Here is a 17,850-nt window from a genome sequence, read left to right as displayed (position 1 = left end):
CGATGCAAGGCTTCTCCCGCGAACCCGGCACCTCCGGGCCGATCACCGCCATCACGCTGCCCAAACGGGGCGAGCGGCGGGTGTGGGGATGGGCGATCATCATCGCCGTCGGCGGGTTCTTGTTCGGCTTCGACACCGGCGTGGTGTCCGGCGCGCTGCTCTACATCGCCAAGGACTTCCACCTCTCGAACTCCGAGAAGAGCAGCGTGGTCAGCGTCCTGCTGATCGGCGCGATGATCGGCGCGCTGGTCGCCGGCCGGATCTCGGACTCCCTCGGCCGCAAGAAGACGGTCACGCTCTTCGGCCTGGTGTTCGCCGTGGGCACGCTGATCGCGGTCGTCTCGCAGAACTACGGGACGCTGATCGTCGCGCGGTTCGTCCTGGGCCTGGCCGTCGGTGGCGCCTCGGCGCAGGTCCCGGTCTACCTCGGCGAGATGTCCCCGGCGAACATCCGCGGCCGCATCCTGTCCCTGAACCAGCTGCTGATCACCGTCGGCATCCTCTGCTCCTACCTGATCGACCTGGCGTTCTCGCACAGCGGGAACTGGCGCGCGATGTTCGCCTTCGGCGCGATCCCGGCGCTGGTGCTGAGCCTGGGCGTGTGGTTCCTGGTGCCGGAGTCCCCGACCTGGCTGTTCGGCCGGGGCCGGATCGAGCAGTTGCGGCAGGGGCTGCTGAAGGTCACCGACGGCGAACAGGCCGACGAGATCATCGAGGTCTACCGGCAGCGCACCGAGCAGGCCGCGCGGCAGGAGGCGGCGCGCGGCGCGGACGAGAAGGGCTGGCGGATCCTGCTCACCCCGGCCGTGCGGCCGGCGATGATCGTCGGGGTGACGATGGCCGCGCTGCAGCAGTTCGGCGGCATCAACACGATCATCTACTACGCCCCGACGATCATCGAACAGACCGGCCGCAGCGCCAGCAACTCGATCATCTACTCGGTCTACATCGGCATCATCAACTTCGTGATGACGGTCGTGGCCATCAACACCATCGACCGGCTGGGCCGGCGCCAGCTGCTGCTGATCTCGCTGGCCGGGATGGCCGGCTTCGTGGCGCTGCTGGGCTTCAGCTTCATCTGGAACTGGAACTCCAACCTGACGCTGCTGTTCATGGTCGCCTACATCGCGGCCTTCGCCGGCGGCCTCGGGCCGGTGTTCTGGGTGCTGGTCGGCGAGATCTTCCCGACCCGGGCCAAGGCCGACGGCTCCAGCGCGGCGACCACGGTGAACTGGCTGTCGAACTTCATCGTCAGCCAGTCCTTCCTGACCGTGGCCAACGGGATCGGCCAGGGCCAGACGTTCCTGATCTTCGCCGGGGTGTGCGTGGTCGGGCTGATGTTCGTCGGGCGCTACGTGCCGGAGACCAAGAACCGCGACACCGGCGAGGTGCAGACCGCGCTGTTCCGGCGGTTCGGGATGAAGCCGGTGCCCGAAGCACGCGCTTCGACGTCCGCTTACGACGCGGGGCGCGCCGACGCCGGTCCGGCGGTCAATCCCGCTGATCGTCGCCAGGATCGCCGGTGAACCGCGGCCGCCGGAGCCGCCGCCTCCGGTGCAGCTCGGCCGGCGGCTCCGGCGGCGTCGAACGCAGCACCACGAGTTGGTCGCCGGACCGGATGACCCCGAGCCCGGGATCGTCGTAGAGCACCGGTTTGCCCTCCCGGACCACGGCCATCACCGCCTCCCGGACCTGCTGCGGCACCAGCCCGATCTCGGCCGGCGCCGGATCGCGCTCCAGCACCCGCAGGTCCAGGCCGGAGAGCATGTCCTCCATCACGATGCCCACGGTCGGGTTCACCGCGGCCGTCCCGACCAGCTGCCCGGCCACCTCCGAGGAGGTGATGACGACGTCCGCGCCGCTGTCGCGCAGCAGCGGGGCGTTCTCGGTCTGCTTCACCGAGGCGGTGATCGCCACCCGCTTGTGCATCCGGCGCACGGTCAGCACGGCCAGCACCGCGGTGTCGTCGCGGCCGGTGGTCACCATCACCTGCGCGGCCTTGCGGACCTCGGCCCGGTCCAGCACCGCGGTGCGGGTGCCGTCGCCGACCACCCCGACCAGTCCGACCCGGTTCGCGTCCTGGACCGCCTCCCGGTCCACGTCGACCACCACCACGTCGCGCGGCCGCCAGCCGCGGAACAGCAGCGTGTCCACCGCCGCCCGGCCCTTGGTGCCGTAGCCGATGACCAGGGCGTGAGCGCGCACCTTGTGCCTCCATTTCTGCTCGCGCCACTGCGCCCGGGTGCGCTCGGTGAGCGCCCGCAGCGTGGTACCGACCAGGATCAGCAGGAAGCTGAGCCGCAGCGGGGTGATGACCAGGGTGTTGACCAGGCGCGCGGTGTCGCTGACCGGGACCACGTCGCCGTAGCCGATGGTGGTCAGGGTGACGGTCGAGTAGTAGAACGCGGTCAGCCAGCCCACCGGCCGGCCGGTGGAGTCGCGGTAGCCGTCCCGGCCGAACCAGACCACGACCGCGCCCAGCACGACGATCCCCAGGGCCAGCGCCAGCCGCCAGGTGATGGTGGTCAGCGGAGGGTGCACGCGGCGCGGGATCCGCAGCAGGGAGCGGCTTTGGTCGACGGAGCACACCCGGCCGTCGGCGCCGCCGGCGGGGGTGACCGGCACGTGCCGAGTGTAATCGGCGGATAGCCGGACATCAGGGAGCGAACCACCGCACCCTGGCAGTGGTTCGCTTTCCCGGTCGGTCCGACTTCTTCTTCGGCGCGGTCTGTCCTACTTCTTCTTCGCCGCGGTCCGGCCCTTCGGCACGGTCTGTCCCTTCGCCGCGGCCCGGCCCTTGTCGTAGGCCGACAGCTTCGGCGCGGCCGCTGCCTCGGCCTGGACCCGCGAGTCGTCCAACAGCTCCTCGGCCGGGTTGTGCCAGCCGTCCGGGCCGGGCAGCTTCGCCGCCTGGTCCGGGCCCCAGCTGCCGGCCTTGTAGACGGTCGGCTTGGTGCTCTTGAGGATGTCGCCGACGATGCGCCAGCTCTCCTCGATGGCCGGGAAGAACGCGAAGCCGCTGGAGTCGCCGACGATCGCCGCGTAGAGGATGTTCTCGTAGGGCTTGGCCTGCCCGCCGAGCACCTTCTCGAAGTCGATGCCCATCGGGAACGCCACCGGCAGCTCGCCGCGCTCGCCGCGCCGGGCCATCAGCTCGAACGCGATCCCGGCGCCGGGCTCCAGCCGGATCCGGATCAGGTTCGGCGGGACGTCGCCGGCCAGGCCCCGGAACAGCTCGGACGGCGGCCGCCGCAGCTGCACGCACACCTCGGTCGCGGTCACCGCCAGCGCCTTGCCGCTGCGGATGTAGAACGGGACCCCGGCCCAGCGCCAGTTGTCGATCCACAGCCGCAGCGCGATGTAGGTCTCGGTCTGCGAGCCCTTCTTCACGCCCGGCACGTCGAGGTAGCCCTCGTACTGCCCGCGCACGACGTCCGCCGCCTCGACGGTCCGCACCGAGTGCAGCAGCCGCCACTTCTCCAGGGCCTGTGCCTGCGGGTCGGCGATGGTCGGCGGGTCCATCGCGAGCAGGGTCATGACCTGGAACAGGTGGTTCTGGACCACGTCGCGCAGGCAGCCGACGGCGTCGTAGAAGGAGCCGCGGTCGGCGACGTCGAAGTCCTCGGCCAGGGTGATCTGCACGTTGTCGATCGAGGAGCGGTCCCACACCGGCGCCAGCAGGGTGTTGCCGAACCGGAAGGTGCCCAGGCCCTCGACGGACTCGTCGCCCAGGAAGTGGTCGACGCGCAGCAGGTGGTCGCGGTCGAAGTACTGCTCCAGATCGGCTTCCAGCTGCCGCGCCGAGGCCAGGTCGTCGCCGAACGGCTTCTCCACGACCAGCCGGGCGTTCTTGTTCAGCCCGGCCCCGGCCAGCCCGGCGGCGACCTTGTCGAACAGCGAGGGCGGGATCGCGAGGTAGTGCGCGGCGAAGCCCTTGCCGGCGATCGCCTTGCCGACCTTCGCGTAGATCGCCGGGTCGGTGAAGTCGCCGGTGACGATGCTCAGGTCGGCGGCGAACTTCTTGAACACCTTCTCGTCGAGCTCGTAGCCGGCGTCGATCACCGATTGGCGGGCGTGCGTGCGCAGCGCCGCGTCATCGAAGTCCGAATAGGCCACGCCGACCACCGGGACCTTGAGCAGGCCGCGCTCGGTGAGCTTGTACAGCGCCGGCAGCAGCATCTTCTTGGCCAGGTCGCCGGTGATGCCGTAGAGCACCAGGACGTCGGCGCCCTCCATGTCGGCGTTGTGGGTCGAGGTCACGGCGGGGGACAACGGCATGAGCGGGCTCCCTTGCTGGTGGCGGCGGCTGGACTGGCGGCTGGACTGGTGGCTGGACTGGTGGCTGGTGGGCTGTGGAGGTCGGCGCCGATCAGCCGGCTGCGATCCCCCACGAGCCGCGGTACTGCGCGCCCGGTTCCAGACGGATCAGGTCCACGCCGCTGGCCAGGGCGTTCGGCGGGCCGGTCATCGGCTCGCAGCCCAGGCCGCGGCGGCGGCTCTCGGCGGGGACGCTGTCGGCGGTGTAGATCTCCAGCCAGGGCTGGGCCCGGTCCGACCAGAACGAGGTGCTGCGCCGGCTGCCGGTCAGGCGGACCCGGGCCAGGCCGTCGGCTCCGCGGTCCAGGCCGGTGAAGGCGATGTCGATCTTCTGGTCGCCGAGGACCCGGCCGGCGCGCAGGTCGTACTCGCTGCCGGTGACGTCCTTCGGGCCGCCGGTCGGGATCATCCGGTCGTCCACCGCTTGGTACTGGGTGCCCGGGAGCTGGATCGTGCAGGTGTCCAGCGGCTCGCCGACGGTGATGTAGGGGTGCATGCCGTGCGCGTAGGGCAGCGCCCGGGTGCCGGGGTTGGTCGCGGTGAGCGTGACCGTCAGACCGGCGGCGGCGTCCAGGCGGTACTCGGCCTGGAGGCCGAGGCGGAACGGGTAGCCGGTCGAGCCGGGCAGCGAGTAGGCCAGGCTGACGGCGTCGGGGCTCTGCTCCACGAGGGACCACGGAGACCAGCGTGTGAGCCCGTGGATGGCGTTGTCCAGCTCCGGCTCGGACAGGTCGAGCTGGTGGTCGCGGCCGTCGAAGCGGTAGCGGCCCCGGTCCACCCGGTTCGGCCAGGGGATCAGGAGCTGCCCGAACGCAGCCGGCGCGGGTTCGTCGGCGGCGTAGGTGAGGACGAGGGGTTCGCCGTCGTGGGTCAGCTCTCTGAGCCCCGCTCCTGCTTCCGTGATCACCGCGCGGTAGGGGCCGGCGGTGATCTCGTATTGCTCACCGGTCAGGAAGTCGGGCATGGGTCCTTAGTAACCGGGGCGCGGCGGCGGCGCGCCCCGGGCGGCGCGGGGCTGCCGCCATCCGGTGAAAACTCGCGACCCCGCGGCCTCCGCGACCCCGGCGCCCCCGGCGGCGCTCAGCTCAGCCCTCAGCTCCAGCAGCCGGTGGCCGCCGCCGCGACGACGAAGTCCTCGAACCGGCGCGGGGCACGTCCCAACGCGCGTTCGACACCGTCGGTCGGGCCGTCGGGACCGCGGGTGCTGTCAATCGTCATCAGGCCGGTCATACGCTCGGCCACCTGCTGCGGGACGCCGCGGGAGAGCTGCTGCTCGAGGAAGGCCTCGGGGGTGATCGCGAGGTACTGGAGCGGCCTTCCGGACGCCTTGGCGATCAGGTCGGCCGCCTCGCCGAAGCCGATCGATCGCGGACCCCTGAGCTCATAGACCTGGCCGTGGTGGCCGTCCGCGGTGAGCGCCGCCGTGGCGACGTCGGCGATGTCCTCGGCGTCGATGAAGGGCAGCCGGGCCTCGCCGGCCGGGAAGGCGAGCGTCCCGCTGCGGACCGCCGGGAGCCAGAAGTCCTCGCTGAAGTTCTGCGCGAACCAGCCCGGGCGCAGGACGGTCCATTCCAGACCCGACCCGCGGACCGCCTGCTCGGTGGTGTGGAGCGGGTGGGTCTCCCGGTCGGCGCCGGGTGCGGAGAGCAGGACCAGGCGTTGGACCCCCGCCGTCACCGCGGCGTCGACCAGGGCCGCCATCCGGGGCGGGTCCGTGACGCCGGCGACGCTCCCGGGTTCGATGAGGTAGGCGGCGGTGATGCCGGCCAGGGCCGGGGCGTGGGTGGCGGGGTCGTCGAGGTCGAGCCGGACGTCACCGCCGGTGCGGCTGGCGGTGCGGACCTCGTGGCCGGCGGCGGTGAGGCGGGACGCGATGCGGCGGCCGGTCTTGCCGGTGCCGCCCAGGATCAGGAAGTTCTTCACCTCTCCAGGTAACCGTGATGGGTCTGGACTCTCCATGGGAGAACGTCGCCGAAACCTTTGCGATCGTCTAGCCTCGGCGATGTGGACACGCTCAGCGATCTGCTCCGCCGCGCCGGGGCCACAGACGCGCGGGTGCGGCAGCTGATCCAACGGCCGCCGTGGTCGATGACGTACGCCGACCCCCCGGCGCTCACAGTGTTCGCCACCTTCGGCGGCCCGGCGATGCTGCGGCTGGAGGATGTGCCCGCGGTGCCGCCGACCCGGCTCGCGGCCGGGGACATCGCCCTGGTCGCCCACAGCGCGCGGCACACGATCTCCGACGACCTGGCGACGCCGCCGCAGGTGCTGATCCGCGGCGGTCGCAAGCAGCTGCTCGGCGGCTCGCGGGCGCAAGCCGTCATGGAGGGGCGCCTGGCTCCGCGTACCTGGGGCGACGGGCTGCCCGGGGCGACCAGGGTGCTGCGTGGCATGTTCCAGCTGCGCGGCGAGGCCGGCCGCCGACTGCTGGCGATGCTCCCGCCGCTGGCCGTCATCCCGGCCGGGCCGCGCACCGGCGCCGCCCTGGACCTGTTGGCCGGTGAGGCCGCGCGCGACGAGCCCGGGCAGGACGCCGTGCTGAACCGCTCGCTGGATCTGGTGCTGGTCCTCGCGCTGCGCTCGTGGTGCGCGAGCATCGGCCCGGCCGACCCGTCCTGGTATGCCGCACTCACCGACCCCTCGATCGGCACCGCCCTCGACCAGCTGCACACCGATCCGGCCCGGCCCTGGACGGTCGCCGAGCTCGCGGAGGTGGCGGGGATGTCACGGGCCGCGTTCGCCGCCCGCTTCGCCCGGCTGGTCGGGCAGCCGCCGATGGCCTATCTGACCGACTGGCGGATGACGCTGGCCGCCGACCTGCTGCGCGAGGAAGCGGCGACGACGGTCGCCGCCGCGGCTCGGGCGGTCGGGTATCAGGACGCGTTCGCGTTCAGCGTGGCTTTCAAGCGGGCGAAAGGGGTGAGTCCTTCGCGGTGGGGCCGGGAGGAGGACCCGGTCGCCGCCGAGGCGGCGGTTCGCTGACGGTTCTATTCATCGGCTTGGTCGGCGGCTCAGGTCTACTGCGCGAAGGTCGCGGCCAGCTTCGACGCGGCGGCCTGCACGTCGTGCCCGAAGGCGGTCGACCCCGGATCCTGCGCCTTGGTGGAGTCCGAGGCCCCGTCGGACACGTTCAGGACGGTGAGGCTGTTGCCCCGCAGGATCACCGCCATGTAGTCGTAGGCCTCGACCTTCGCCACCGAGGCCGGCTGGTCCGGCGGGTACATGACCACGCGGATGCCGTAGGCGTCGCTCACACCGTCCAGGGCGGCGGTCGTGATCACGGCCCTCGAAGGTTGGTCGGTCCACTGGAATCGGGCCGCGCAGTTCGCGATCCAGCTCTTGTGCGTAGCCAGGTCCTGGCCTGCGGCGGCAGCCGAGGTGTAGGTGATCACCGACTCGCTGACCTGCGCGTTGTTCGCCCCCGTCCACATCGAGCTGCGCATGTTCGCCCAGGCGGGGTTGTGCGGGTACCGCGGGTCGGGGGCTTGCGGACGCAGGATCGGATCGCAGTTGTCCGGATCGAGGACCTGCTGGCCGGGGGTGTTCTGGTCGAGGCCGGAGGACGTCCAGATCCCGCGCGTGGGACGGGCCAGATCCGACTGGGCCAGCATCGCGCCGGCCGGGATGTCGGTGCGGACCGGGCCGTGCGAGGTGGCCGAGCTCGAAGTGGCGGGGGTGCCGGCCGGGCTCGATGTGCTGGAGGCCGCCGACGACGAGGAGGACGACGTTGCCGAGGTCGCCGAGGTCGTCGCGGCGAGGTCGGACGTGGCCGAGGTCGATCCGGTGTCGGCGCCGGCCGGCGTGGACGCGGCGCTCTTGGACGGGGAGGACGCGCAGGCGCTCACCCCGACGGCGGACACCGCGAGGATGGCCAGGGCGACGGGCACCTTGACGTTCATGAGTTTCCCTCTCCAGGACGACTTCGGCTCTCAACACAGTGACGTCCGGTTGGCAGACAGGTTGCTTCGTTCGGCACGACGGGATGGGCCACTATCCCAACCCGCTGATCAGCCGCGCCAGCATCCGCTCGAAGGCCTGGTCGGGGTCCGGCGGCTGCTCGGGGCTCGCCGCCGTGTCCGCCATCGCCGCCGCGAGGTGCGGATAAGCGCCGGACGCCGTTGCGGCAGCCAGGTAGCGCGCGTTCGACTCGCTGAACTGCCGTGCGTCGCCGGCGCGTCCCAGCGCCTGGTGCTCCGCCACCTCGCGGCCGATGTACGTGATCACGAAACCGCTGACCAGCGCCACCGCCTCGGCACGCTCGCTCGGCGCCAGGCCTGAGGGCTCCAGCAGCGCGAGCCCGTGGTCCAGCGCTTTGAGGGCGTTCGGGCCCAGCGTGCGGCGGCCGGTCAGCGCCACCGGAAGCCAGGGGTGGCGGCGCAGCAGGGTCCGCTGGGCTCGGGCGAAGGCGGCCAGGTCGGCACGCCAGTCGCCGGAGGCCGTGGGCAGTTCCTGCTCCCCGGTCACGGCGTCGATCATCAGCTCCAGCAGGGCATCGCGCTCGGACACATACGTGTACAGCGACATCGTGCCGGAGCCGAGGCTGGTCGCCACCGCGCGCATGGTGAGACCGGACAGGCCTTCGGCGTCCGCGACGCCGATCGCGGTGGCGACGACGGCCTCCCGGGTGTGCGCCGGGGGCCGTCCTAGGTGATTTCGACGCTCTGACCACAGCGTTTCGGGATCCACGCCGACTTCCTCTCGAGATCGGTTGCGCAGTCAATCTTGACAGCTCTATTCTCGTACGTGATACGAGAACTACTCTCCGCACAAGATCCATCACTTTCCGGCACCAAGTCCGCAACCAAGGAGGCAGCATCATGAAGCTCCCAGTCAGCACCCGTATAGCCCGCCGAGTCCTGCGCGGGATGCCCGCCCCGCGGTACGCCGTGTCCTGTGAGCCCGGGCTGCGCATACCGATGGCCGACGGCGTCGAGCTGCTGGCCGACCACTACTTCCCCGACTTGCCCGATTCGGGGACGCCGCAGGACTTCCCGACCCTGCTCGTGCGCTCGCCGTACGGCCGTGGCTTCCGATGGGCGGCGTTGTACGGCGTGGCCTTCGCCGAGCAGGGCTTCCACGTGCTGTTACAGAGCACTCGCGGCACAGCCGGATCCGGCGGCGTCTTCCAGCCCTGGCGCGATGACGGGCCCGATGGCCGCTCGACGGTCGCCTGGCTGCGGCGGCGGCCCTGGTTCGACGGCCGGCTCGGGCTGGTCGGCCCCAGCGCGGTGGCCTACGCGCACTGGGCCCTGGCCGCCGCCCCGCCACCTGAACTGAAGGCGATGGTGATGCAGATGCCGCTGCACAATCCGCGTGGCCTCTTCCACCGAAGCGGGGTCTTCGCCCTCGACGACGCCCTGATCGCGACCACCATGGTCAAGACACAGCTTCCCGGCCCGCGCCGATTCCATGGTGCCGCGACCCACCCCGACCCCGACTCCACCGCCGGCGACGGCTATTGGCAGGGCACGGATCTGCTCGACGCAGCCGACCGCCTCGCCGTCCCGACGCTGGTGATCAGCGGCTGGGCCGACGTGGCTCTGGACCAGGCGCTCCAGCAGTACGGCCGACTGCCCGCCGGACACCGATCGCTGCTGATCGGGCCCTGGACGCACACCTCGGCGTTGCGGAAAGGGGCCGCGAGAATCTTCGCCGAATCGCTGGCCTGGTTACGCGGGCACCTCATCGGCCCCGCCCCGCCTCAAGGGCAGATACGCGTGGCTGTCGGCCGCACCACCGGATGGCGCGACCTGTCGGCCTGGCCGCCGGCGGCCATCCCGCTGTCCTGGTACCCGCACCCTGGCGGAGCTCTGAGCCGCGAACCGCCGCGTACGGACGTCGCTGTGGGCGTCGTCCGCTACGACCCTGACGATCCGACTCCGTCAGTCGGCGGCAACAGCCTGGCGCAGAAGCCAGGAGTCCAGAACAACAAGAGTTTGGAGGAGCGTGACGATGTCCTCGTATTCACCGGTCCGCCGCTGACCGAACCGACCGAGGTGATCGGCGCGGTGGCCGCCGAAATCCTGGTCGGGCCTGGCGCGGAACCCCTCGCCGCGACGCTGTTCGTCCGGCTCTGCGACGTCGACGAACGTGGTCATTCCTGGAACGTCTGCGACGGCATCACCCGGGTGACCGGACCGCCGCCGCTCACGATCACCGTCGCGATGTCCTCCACCGCACACCGCTTCCTCCCCGGCCACCGATTACGTGTCCAGATCAGCGGCGGCGCGTACCCCCGCTTCGCGGCCGGCCGCCAGGCCTTCCGCATCGAGGTCCGGTCCGGGTCGACGGTCGTTCTGCCCGCAGTCTGACCTCGCAGGCCGTCACCGCGTGGCGAACTCGACGATCCGGTCCAAGGCCGGCTCCCACTCCCGGGTGGTGTCCACGGTCAAGGTGGGAACGTCCAGAGCGATCGGCACCCACGACTCGATCGGCCGTTGCCCCTCGGTGATGCGGCGCAGCAGGGCCACGTCATCGTGCGCCGAGCGCGAAGGCTCGGTGGCGGCCCGGTGGGCGATGCGGTCACGAGCGAGTTCGGGGGCGACGACGCAGCGCACGACGCGGATGTCGGCCAGGCCGAGCAGCGGCTCGAGCCCCGGACGCCAGAGGCGGTCTTGGAACGCCGCCTCCGCGACCAGGCTGGTCCCCGATCGCAGGTGGTCAGCGAGGGTGCCGAAGAACACGTCGAACGTCTTCAGGTTCAGGTCCTCGGCGGGATCGGCTCCGGCGCCGGCCATGCGCTCCTTGATCTCGTCACGACACACCGCCGGCCAGCCGAGCGCGTCGGCCAGCGCGTGCGCCAACGTCGTCTTGCCCGCGCCGGGCGGGCCGCTGACGGCGATCAGTCTCGGAAGGAGGTTCACCGCTCGGCCTGTTCGTTCTCCCCCGCCGCCTCTTCCGGCGGCTCGGGGACGACGAACGTCCGCAAAGCCATCAGCCGCGCCCCCTCCGGTGCCTCGCGAGGATCGGCGTGCCCGTACTTCCACTGGAGCTGCTTGTACTCGTTCAGGAAACCCAACAACTCTTCCTTGCTCATCCAGAACCCGCCACGGAACGCCTGGGCCCAGCCTTCCGGACCCTCGTACTGCGTGAGCACCCGGTAGTACAGGTCGATGTCGTGCTTCGCCTGCTCCCGCGCGCGTTCCGCGAGCGCCGCGAACTCGGCGGGGTCCATCGCCCCCGGGTCCGGCGCCTCGAGCTGGATCGGCAGGGCCCGCCACCAGCGCTCACGACCGGTCGAGCGTTCCGGGATCTCCTCGACGAAGCGGAGCTCGGCGAGCTTGCGGAGGTGGTAGCTGGTGGTGCCGGTGCTCTCGCCGAGGGCCTTGGCCAGGCTCGTGGAGTTGGCCTCGCGGTGCTGCTGCAGGTAGGCGAGCATGCGGCGGCGCAGCGGGTTGGACAGCACCCGGTAGATGCTGGACCGGTCGCCGTCCGCGGTGCCGATCGGTTCGGGAGGGGTTTGGGGCACGGCGTCACCATACCTCGCATGCCGCGCTATGCCGAGAACTCTGCAAATGATTTTGCAGAGAGTCTTTGCAAACTAGCTCTGCACTCTCTACGCTGGCAGTGAACGCAGGCGATCGGCGCCGCGTGGGCTGGTCATCGATGGGGGTGGGTGCCGTGCGCACTTCAGGGGGCCGGATCGCCGCACTGGCGGCGGTATGCGCGGCGGCCGCGGTCGCGGTCGGCGTGTCGGGGTGCGGCTATCTCAACGACCACCACGTCGAGGTCGACGCCACCATCACCCAGCAGGTCCGGGCGCTGCGGATCGACAACGGCGCCGGCCAGGTGGTGGTGCACAGCGGAGGCACCGGCGGCGACATCGTCGTGCACCGCGACATCGACTACCACTCCGACCATCCGCCGACCCCGGGCCAGGCGGTCACCGACGGCGTGCTGGACCTGACCGCCAACTGCGACGACTGCGGGATCGCCTACGACGTGACGGTGCCGTCCTCGCTCGCGGTGACGATCACCGACAACGCGGGCCAGGTCACGGTGGCCGGCATCGCCGGAACGGTCGACGTCACGGCCGCCGCGGGCGAGGTCGAGGGCAAGGACCTGAGCGCCCCGAGCGTGCGGGTCCAGGCCTCGGCCGGCGCGGTCCACCTGGCCTTCACCGCGCCGCCGAACGAGGTCACCGCGCACAGCAACGCGGGCGAGGTGACCGTGGCCGTGCCGGACGGGAGCTACGCCGTCGAGGCGTCCACCAACGCGGGCGCGCGGACCGTGGACGTGCCCAACGATCCGTCGGCGACGCGGCATCTCAAGGTGTCCTCGAACGCGGGCGCGGTCACGGTGACATCGACCTGACAGCGAGCAACCTTGGTCGGCCGCGTCAGTCGGCCGACGTCCTCACACCGCGGCGAGCGCGGTCCGGACGCCGGCCTGGACCGCGTCCTTGTCCCCCAGCCCGCCGGCGACGGCGATGCCGTCCCGCACCAGCAGCAGCAGGTCGGCCTTCTGGTCGGCGTTCGGCCGGCCGGAGGCCTTGAGGCTGTCGCGCATCAGGTCGCGGTACCAGGAGCGGTAGTCGTCGACCACGTGGCGGACCGGGTGGTCGGGGTCGGCGTACTCCGCGGCGGCGTTCAGGAACGGGCAGCCCCGGAAGCCGGGGCCGACGCTGACCTCCGCCAGCTTGGCCAGGATCGCCTCGATGCGCTCGACGCCGACGCCGGGGGCGCCGCCGAGCAGGGCCTTCTGCCGTTCGTACTCGGTCGTCAGGTAGGCCAGGACCAGGTCTTCCTTGGACTTGAAGTGGTGGTAGAAGGTCGCCTTCGCCACCGTGGCCTCGGCGATCACCCGGTCTACGCCGACTGTGTGAATGCCCTCGGCGTAGAAGAGCCGAGTGGCGGTGTCGAGGATGCGGGAACGGGCTGAGCTCACACACTTGACGGTACCAGACAGATCTGTCTACTGTAAGCAGTGAACCAGACAGACAGATCTGTCTGGTTCACGCCCCACCCCGCAGCTTGGAGGCTCTCCCATGAAGCCCGTCTACACCGCCGTCGCCACCTCCGTCGGTCGCGAAGGCCGTTCCTTCACCGATGACGGCAAGCTCGACCTGAACATGGCCTTCCCGGAGTCGCTGGGCGGCAACGGCCAGGGCACCAACCCCGAGCAGCTGTTCGCCGCGGGCTACTCGGCGTGTTTCGCCAGCGCGATGCAGCTGGTCGCCAAGCAGCAGGGGGTGGACGTCTCCGAGGCGTCGGTGACCGCCGAGGTCACGCTGAACAGCCTGGACGGCGGCGCCTTCGGCCTGTCGGTAGTGCTGCGCGCCGAGCTCCCGGAGGCGCTGCACGGAGAGAAGGGCCAGGCCCTGCTGGAGGCCACGCACCAGGTCTGCCCGTACTCCAACGCGACCCGCGGCAACATCCCGGTCGAGATCGTCGTCGAGTAAGGAAGCCGGGTAGAAGCCGAGTAGAAGTCGAGTAGGAACCGGACCCGGGCGGCGCCGGGGCGCCAGGTACGGCGCTACTTCTTCGCGCCGCCCTTGAACGGCTCCTCGCCGGGCTTGTCCGCGCGGAAGCGCAGGGCGGACCAGACCTCGTCGATCGCCACCTGACCGTTGGGCCGCATGCCGAACTCGACGACGATCGGCCACAAGCTGTCGCGGTTGATGTCGGTCCGGTTCGCCTTCGGATAGGCGATCCAGACCACCGGCGGCTTGGCGACGTCGGCCTTGTTCGCGGTCAGCAGGGCCCGCGCGGAGTCGGCGTCGTCGGCGTAGAGGACCGCGACGTCGGCCGTGGCCAGGTCGTCGGTGCGCCCGGCACCCGCCGGCAGCGCGCCGATACCCGCGAAGCGGTCGGGGTGCGAGGTCCAGACCGAGTGGCCCGGCTTGATGACGAGCTTCTCGGCGACGGTCTTGGCGGCCATGGTGCCCTCCGGCGGTTCGTGGATGGTGCGGCGTTTCCCGCTCTCAGCACAACAGACGACGCGCCGCCGCGAAACTCATCGGCGCCGGTCCCCCTGGTTCGGGGACCGGCGCCGATGATGCGGCTAGCTCAAGCCGACAGCCGACTCAGACGAACAGCCCGCTCAAGCCGATGGCCTGCTCAGACCGACAGCCTGCTCAGACCATCAGATCCTGCTCGCGCAGGGTCAGGACGTCGAGCTCGTCCTCCAGCTCCTCGGCCAACGTGGACTCCACCGGGCTGCGGCGGCTGCGCAGCAGACCGCCGGCCAGGATCAGGAGCCCGCCGACCGTGGCCACGGCCACGAACACCAGCACCGGCCGGTAGCTGGCCAGCACCTGCGCGTTGCTGTGCGCGGTGCCGCCGCCGTTGGCGGCGATGATCGCGGTCGAGGCGGCCAGCACCACGGTGATGCCGACCTGCAAGGCGGTGTTCAGCAGCCCGGAGACCAAGCCTTGTTCCTCGTCGGCGATGCCGGAGGCGGCCTGCACGTTGATCGCCGGGAAGGCCAGCCCGAAGCCCAGGCCGAGCAGCACGATCGAGGGCAGGATCACCCACCAGCTCGGGGTCTGGCCGATCCGCAGGAACTGCAGGTAGCCCAGCGACAGGGCGGCGAAGCCGGCGACGCCGACCCGGGCCGTGCCGTACTTGTTGAGGACGTCGGCGATCTTGAAGCTGGCGAGCAGCACGATCAGACCGGCTGGCAGGAATGCCAGCGCGGTGCGCAGCGCGCTCCACCCGGACAGCGTCTGCAGGTACTGGGTGACGACGAACTGGAACGAGGCGTACGCGCCGAACATCAGGCCGCCGCCGATCAGGGCCCGGATCAGGGACGGGGAGCGCAGCACGCCGAGCCGCACCAGCGGGTTGGCCACCCGCAGTTCGGTGACGACGAACCCGGCGGCCAGCGCCACGGCCGCCACGAACGTGCCGATGCTGATCGGCGCGAGCCAGCCCACCTGCGGGGCCCGGACGATGCCGAAGACCAGCAGCAGTACCGAACCGGTGCTGGTCACGGCGCCCAGAACGTCGTATCCGCCGCGCTGCTCCTTGGCCACCGGCTGGTCGCGGTGGATCAGCTTGCTGCCGATCACCAGGATCAGCGCCGCCACCGGCGCCGGGACCAGCAGCGTCCAGCGCCAGCCGGCCTCGGTGAGCAGGCCGGAGAGCACCAGGCCGAGCGAGAAGCCGGCGGCGCCGCAGGTGGTGTAGATGCTCAGGGCCCGGTTGCGGTCCGGCCCCTCGGCGAAGGTCGTGGTGATGATGGACAGCCCGGCCGGGGCGGTGAACGCGGCGCTGATGCCCTTCACGAACCGGGTCGCGATCAGCAGGCTGCCGTCGTCGACCAGCCCGGACAGCAGCGAGGCGACGGCGAACACGGCCAGCGCGGTCAGGAACACCCGCCGCCGCCCGAGCAGGTCCGCCGCGCGTCCGCCGAGCAGCAGGAACCCGCCGTAGCCGAGGACGTAACCGCTGACGACCCACTGCAACGACGAGGTGGACAGGTGCAGGGACTCACGGATCGACGGCAGGGCCACGCCGACCATCGAGGTGTCGAGGGCATCGAGGAAGAGGGCGCCGCACAGGACTATCAGGGCGCCCCACAGACGGAGCGGCCAGCGTCCCGACGCGGCGGACTCGCCGGGACGCAGGGTGGTTGCGGTGTCGCTGTGGCTCATGCCGTGGAGATTACATGCACGTGCACTTAGTGCGCAAACACTTTGTGCTGTGACACCTTGTGCATCAGCACTTTATGTGAGGGAACCTTGTGCGCTCGCACGTGTTATCATGTGCGCATGGAGTCCGAGTCCCTCCTTGAGCGAAGCCTCGTCGAACAGTGGCGGGACCTCGTCGCGCGCAAGACCCGCGTGTGGAATGCCCTGGAGCTGGAGCTCGACCGACAGCACGGCCTGTCGGCCAGCGAGTTCGAGGTGCTGGACACGCTGTCGGAGTACGACTGCGCCGAGCCGCCGCGGGTGCAGGAGCTGGCCGCGCACGTGCCGATCACGCAGAGCGCGCTGTCCCGGATGATCGGCCGCCTGGAGAACCAGAACCTGGTCACCCGAACCCTGTGCAGCTCCGACCGCCGAGGCGTCTTCGTGGTGCTGACCGACGAGGGCATGCAGCGCCTGACCGAGGCCCGCCCGACGCACCGCTCGGTGCTGGCCGCCGAGCTGGCCGATGGGCCGTCCGCCGAGCTGACCGCCGAGCCGACGGGCACCGATGCGGTGCTGGTCGAGAGCGGGACGCAGGGAAAGTAGCGGCAGGTCGCGGCCCGCGTCGGATCGATCGGCGCGGGCTGCCGATCAGCCGTGGCAGCCGGATCGGCGAAGCAGCGTGCGCGATGCCTCGCGGACGATTTCGAGTGCCCGTCAGCAGCCGGATCGCCGCGCCGGCACCGCACTCTCCGGCCGACCGAAGCAGCATGCGTGATACGTCGCGGACGACCTCCGGCAGCCGTCAGCAGCCAGATCGCCGCGCCGGCCCCGCGCTTTCCGGCCGACCGAACCCGCGGCGTAGATTCGGTCCATGCCCACCGAAGCCGTAGTCCGCACCCCCGCCCTGGACCGTCCCGAACTGCTCGCCGCGCCGGTGGCGGCCGCGCTGCGTGCGCTGCCGGCGCTGGCGCCGCTGGTCGAGGTGGCGGGGATCGATCCCGAGTTGGCCGATACCGAGGCCTTCTGTGCCGCGTACGGTGTGCTGCCCGAGGAGTCCGCGAACTGCGTGATCGTCGCGGCCCGGCGGGGCGAGGAGACCACGTACGCCGCGTGCATAGTGCTGGCGACCACGAAGGCCGACGTCAACTCGCTGGTGCGCAAGCATCTCGGGGCGCGTAAGGCGTCGTTCGCGCCGATGGACGCGGCGGTGGAGCTCAGCGGGATGGAGTACGGCGGCATCACGCCGATCGGGCTGCCCGAGGGGTGGCCGGTGCTGGTGGATGCGGCGGTGGCCGCGGCGCCGGTGGCCGTGGTCGGGTCCGGGATCCGGGGCTCCAAGCTGTGGCTGCCGGGGACGGCGATCGCCGGGCTGCCCGGTGCGCAGGTGCTGGAGGGGCTCGGCGTCCCGCGCTGAGCCGGGCGGTCGGCGCTGCGGACCCCCGATGCCGCAGCGCCGACCGGACGCCGACTCGGACAGGCCGGGTTCCGGACCGCCCCACGGTCCAGAACCCGTCTATCCATTACGACGCACCCGGGCCGAAAAAGCGTTGCCGTTCAAGCGCGGATCGGCCGGGATCGCGCCGACCGCGACGGCCGAGTCAGTGATCTGAGGCGTTCGCCACACCACGGATCCGGCGCGGAATGTTGCGGCAGAGGCCGGTGTTTCCCCACCATGGACGGGTCGGGCCCGCCGACCCCGCCATCACCGGGGCCGGTCGGCCCGATTCCGGGTCCGCCGCAGCGCCTCGATCACCACGAAGCTGACGGCCAGGACCACGAAGAACAGCAGGATCGTCATCCCGCTCCCGACCCGCGACGGCGGGAAGGCAATCTGGCGCGCCACGTTCAGCCCGCCCACCACCAGCACGTAAAGCCACCACGGCCCCCGTCGAGTCCAACCGCGTCCCATAGCCGCCTCCCGTTTTTAACACGCTAGTGTCAAAAACAATCTAACACGG

At 71.0% G+C, this 17,850-nt stretch carries 19 protein-coding genes; 7 read left to right on the top strand and 12 right to left on the bottom strand.

The window, feature by feature from the left end:
- Positions 1–2: 2 nt before the first annotated feature.
- Positions 3–1,526 (top strand): sugar porter family MFS transporter, encoded by a 1,524-nt coding sequence (locus KGQ19_RS09355; protein WP_212008679.1) that lies wholly within the window; start codon positions 3–5, stop codon positions 1,524–1,526.
- Here the strand turns inward: KGQ19_RS09355 and KGQ19_RS09350 are convergent.
- The 4 genes from KGQ19_RS09350 to KGQ19_RS09335 all read right to left on the bottom strand — a co-directional run bounded on the left by KGQ19_RS09350 (position 1,492) and on the right by KGQ19_RS09335 (position 6,240).
- Positions 1,492–2,625 carry a potassium channel family protein gene (locus KGQ19_RS09350; protein ID WP_307856374.1) on the bottom strand — a complete coding sequence of 378 codons (1,134 nt, stop codon included), beginning with the start codon at positions 2,623–2,625 and terminating at the stop codon, positions 1,492–1,494. The two genes, KGQ19_RS09355 and KGQ19_RS09350, sit on opposite strands and share 35 nt — an antisense overlap.
- A 108-nt stretch (positions 2,626–2,733) precedes the next feature.
- Positions 2,734–4,278 carry a glucose-6-phosphate dehydrogenase gene (zwf, locus tag KGQ19_RS09345; protein ID WP_230418395.1) on the bottom strand — a complete coding sequence of 515 codons (1,545 nt, stop codon included), beginning with the start codon at positions 4,276–4,278 and terminating at the stop codon, positions 2,734–2,736.
- Between the two features lie 91 nt (positions 4,279–4,369).
- Positions 4,370–5,281, bottom strand: a complete 912-nt coding sequence (locus KGQ19_RS09340; RefSeq protein ID WP_212008678.1) for an aldose 1-epimerase family protein — start codon at positions 5,279–5,281, stop codon at positions 4,370–4,372.
- Between the two features lie 128 nt (positions 5,282–5,409).
- Positions 5,410–6,240 (bottom strand): NAD(P)H-binding protein, encoded by an 831-nt coding sequence (locus tag KGQ19_RS09335; RefSeq protein ID WP_212008677.1) that lies wholly within the window; start codon positions 6,238–6,240, stop codon positions 5,410–5,412.
- 81 nt (positions 6,241–6,321) lie between these two features.
- Here KGQ19_RS09335 and KGQ19_RS09330 point away from each other — a divergent pair, with 81 nt between their 5' ends.
- Positions 6,322–7,299, top strand: a complete 978-nt coding sequence (locus KGQ19_RS09330) for an AraC family transcriptional regulator (protein ID WP_212008676.1) — start codon at positions 6,322–6,324, stop codon at positions 7,297–7,299.
- Between the two features lie 35 nt (positions 7,300–7,334).
- Here KGQ19_RS09330 and KGQ19_RS09325 read toward each other — a convergent pair whose 3' ends face one another.
- Both KGQ19_RS09325 and KGQ19_RS09320 read right to left on the bottom strand, forming a co-directional pair.
- Positions 7,335–8,216, bottom strand: coding sequence for a hypothetical protein (locus KGQ19_RS09325; RefSeq protein WP_212008675.1), 882 nt, complete (start codon positions 8,214–8,216; stop codon positions 7,335–7,337).
- A gap of 91 nt (positions 8,217–8,307) precedes the next feature.
- Positions 8,308–9,003, bottom strand: a complete 696-nt coding sequence (locus KGQ19_RS09320) for a TetR/AcrR family transcriptional regulator (protein WP_212008674.1) — start codon at positions 9,001–9,003, stop codon at positions 8,308–8,310.
- Between the two features lie 131 nt (positions 9,004–9,134).
- On the opposite strand from KGQ19_RS09320, the gene KGQ19_RS09315 reads away from it, so the two are divergent.
- A complete protein-coding gene (locus KGQ19_RS09315) occupies positions 9,135–10,628 on the top strand; it encodes a CocE/NonD family hydrolase (protein WP_212008673.1) in 1,494 nt (497 codons plus the stop codon).
- A 12-nt stretch (positions 10,629–10,640) separates the two neighbouring features.
- Here KGQ19_RS09315 and KGQ19_RS09310 read toward each other — a convergent pair whose 3' ends face one another.
- Both KGQ19_RS09310 and KGQ19_RS09305 read right to left on the bottom strand, forming a co-directional pair.
- Positions 10,641–11,180: a P-loop nucleotide/nucleoside kinase family protein gene (locus KGQ19_RS09310; protein WP_212008672.1), complete on the bottom strand. Its 540-nt coding sequence runs from the start codon at positions 11,178–11,180 to the stop codon at positions 10,641–10,643.
- A complete protein-coding gene (locus KGQ19_RS09305; protein WP_212008671.1) occupies positions 11,177–11,785 on the bottom strand; it encodes an ArsR/SmtB family transcription factor in 609 nt (202 codons plus the stop codon). The genes KGQ19_RS09310 and KGQ19_RS09305 overlap by 4 nt, the downstream gene beginning before the upstream one ends.
- 152 nt (positions 11,786–11,937) lie before the next feature.
- Here KGQ19_RS09305 and KGQ19_RS09300 point away from each other — a divergent pair, with 152 nt between their 5' ends.
- Positions 11,938–12,630, top strand: a complete 693-nt coding sequence (locus KGQ19_RS09300) for a DUF4097 family beta strand repeat-containing protein (RefSeq protein WP_212008670.1) — start codon at positions 11,938–11,940, stop codon at positions 12,628–12,630.
- A gap of 42 nt (positions 12,631–12,672) precedes the next feature.
- On the opposite strand, the gene KGQ19_RS09295 is transcribed toward KGQ19_RS09300, so the two are convergent.
- A complete protein-coding gene (locus KGQ19_RS09295; protein WP_212008669.1) occupies positions 12,673–13,203 on the bottom strand; it encodes a TetR/AcrR family transcriptional regulator in 531 nt (176 codons plus the stop codon).
- Between the two features lie 100 nt (positions 13,204–13,303).
- Between KGQ19_RS09295 and KGQ19_RS09290 the strand changes: the two genes are divergently transcribed.
- On the top strand, positions 13,304–13,717 hold the full coding sequence (locus KGQ19_RS09290) for an organic hydroperoxide resistance protein (RefSeq protein WP_212008668.1): 414 nt from the start codon (positions 13,304–13,306) through the stop codon (positions 13,715–13,717).
- Positions 13,718–13,791: 74 nt separating this feature from the next.
- Here KGQ19_RS09290 and KGQ19_RS09285 read toward each other — a convergent pair whose 3' ends face one another.
- Both KGQ19_RS09285 and KGQ19_RS09280 read right to left on the bottom strand, forming a co-directional pair.
- Positions 13,792–14,196, bottom strand: a complete 405-nt coding sequence (locus tag KGQ19_RS09285; protein ID WP_212008667.1) for a hypothetical protein — start codon at positions 14,194–14,196, stop codon at positions 13,792–13,794.
- Positions 14,197–14,392: 196 nt separating this feature from the next.
- The gene (locus KGQ19_RS09280) at positions 14,393–15,913 is read right to left on the bottom strand and encodes an MFS transporter (RefSeq protein ID WP_212008666.1); all 1,521 of its coding nucleotides are present in this window, start codon (positions 15,911–15,913) and stop codon (positions 14,393–14,395) included.
- A 117-nt stretch (positions 15,914–16,030) separates the two neighbouring features.
- On the opposite strand from KGQ19_RS09280, the gene KGQ19_RS09275 reads away from it, so the two are divergent.
- Both KGQ19_RS09275 and KGQ19_RS09270 read left to right on the top strand, forming a co-directional pair.
- Positions 16,031–16,495 (top strand): MarR family winged helix-turn-helix transcriptional regulator, encoded by a 465-nt coding sequence (locus KGQ19_RS09275; protein ID WP_212008665.1) that lies wholly within the window; start codon positions 16,031–16,033, stop codon positions 16,493–16,495.
- 268 nt (positions 16,496–16,763) lie between these two features.
- On the top strand, positions 16,764–17,306 hold the full coding sequence (locus tag KGQ19_RS09270) for a YbaK/EbsC family protein (protein ID WP_212008664.1): 543 nt from the start codon (positions 16,764–16,766) through the stop codon (positions 17,304–17,306).
- 288 nt (positions 17,307–17,594) lie between these two features.
- Here the strand turns inward: KGQ19_RS09270 and KGQ19_RS09265 are convergent, their stop codons facing one another.
- Positions 17,595–17,801: a hypothetical protein gene (locus KGQ19_RS09265; RefSeq protein ID WP_212008663.1), complete on the bottom strand. Its 207-nt coding sequence runs from the start codon at positions 17,799–17,801 to the stop codon at positions 17,595–17,597.
- Positions 17,802–17,850: the final 49 nt, after the last annotated feature.

Source organism: Catenulispora pinistramenti, from assembly GCF_018274385.1.
Lineage (GTDB): Bacteria > Actinomycetota > Actinomycetes > Streptomycetales > Catenulisporaceae > Catenulispora > Catenulispora pinistramenti.
Note: the sequence above shows the minus strand (reverse complement) of the source record. Positions and strands in the feature narration are given on the sequence as shown.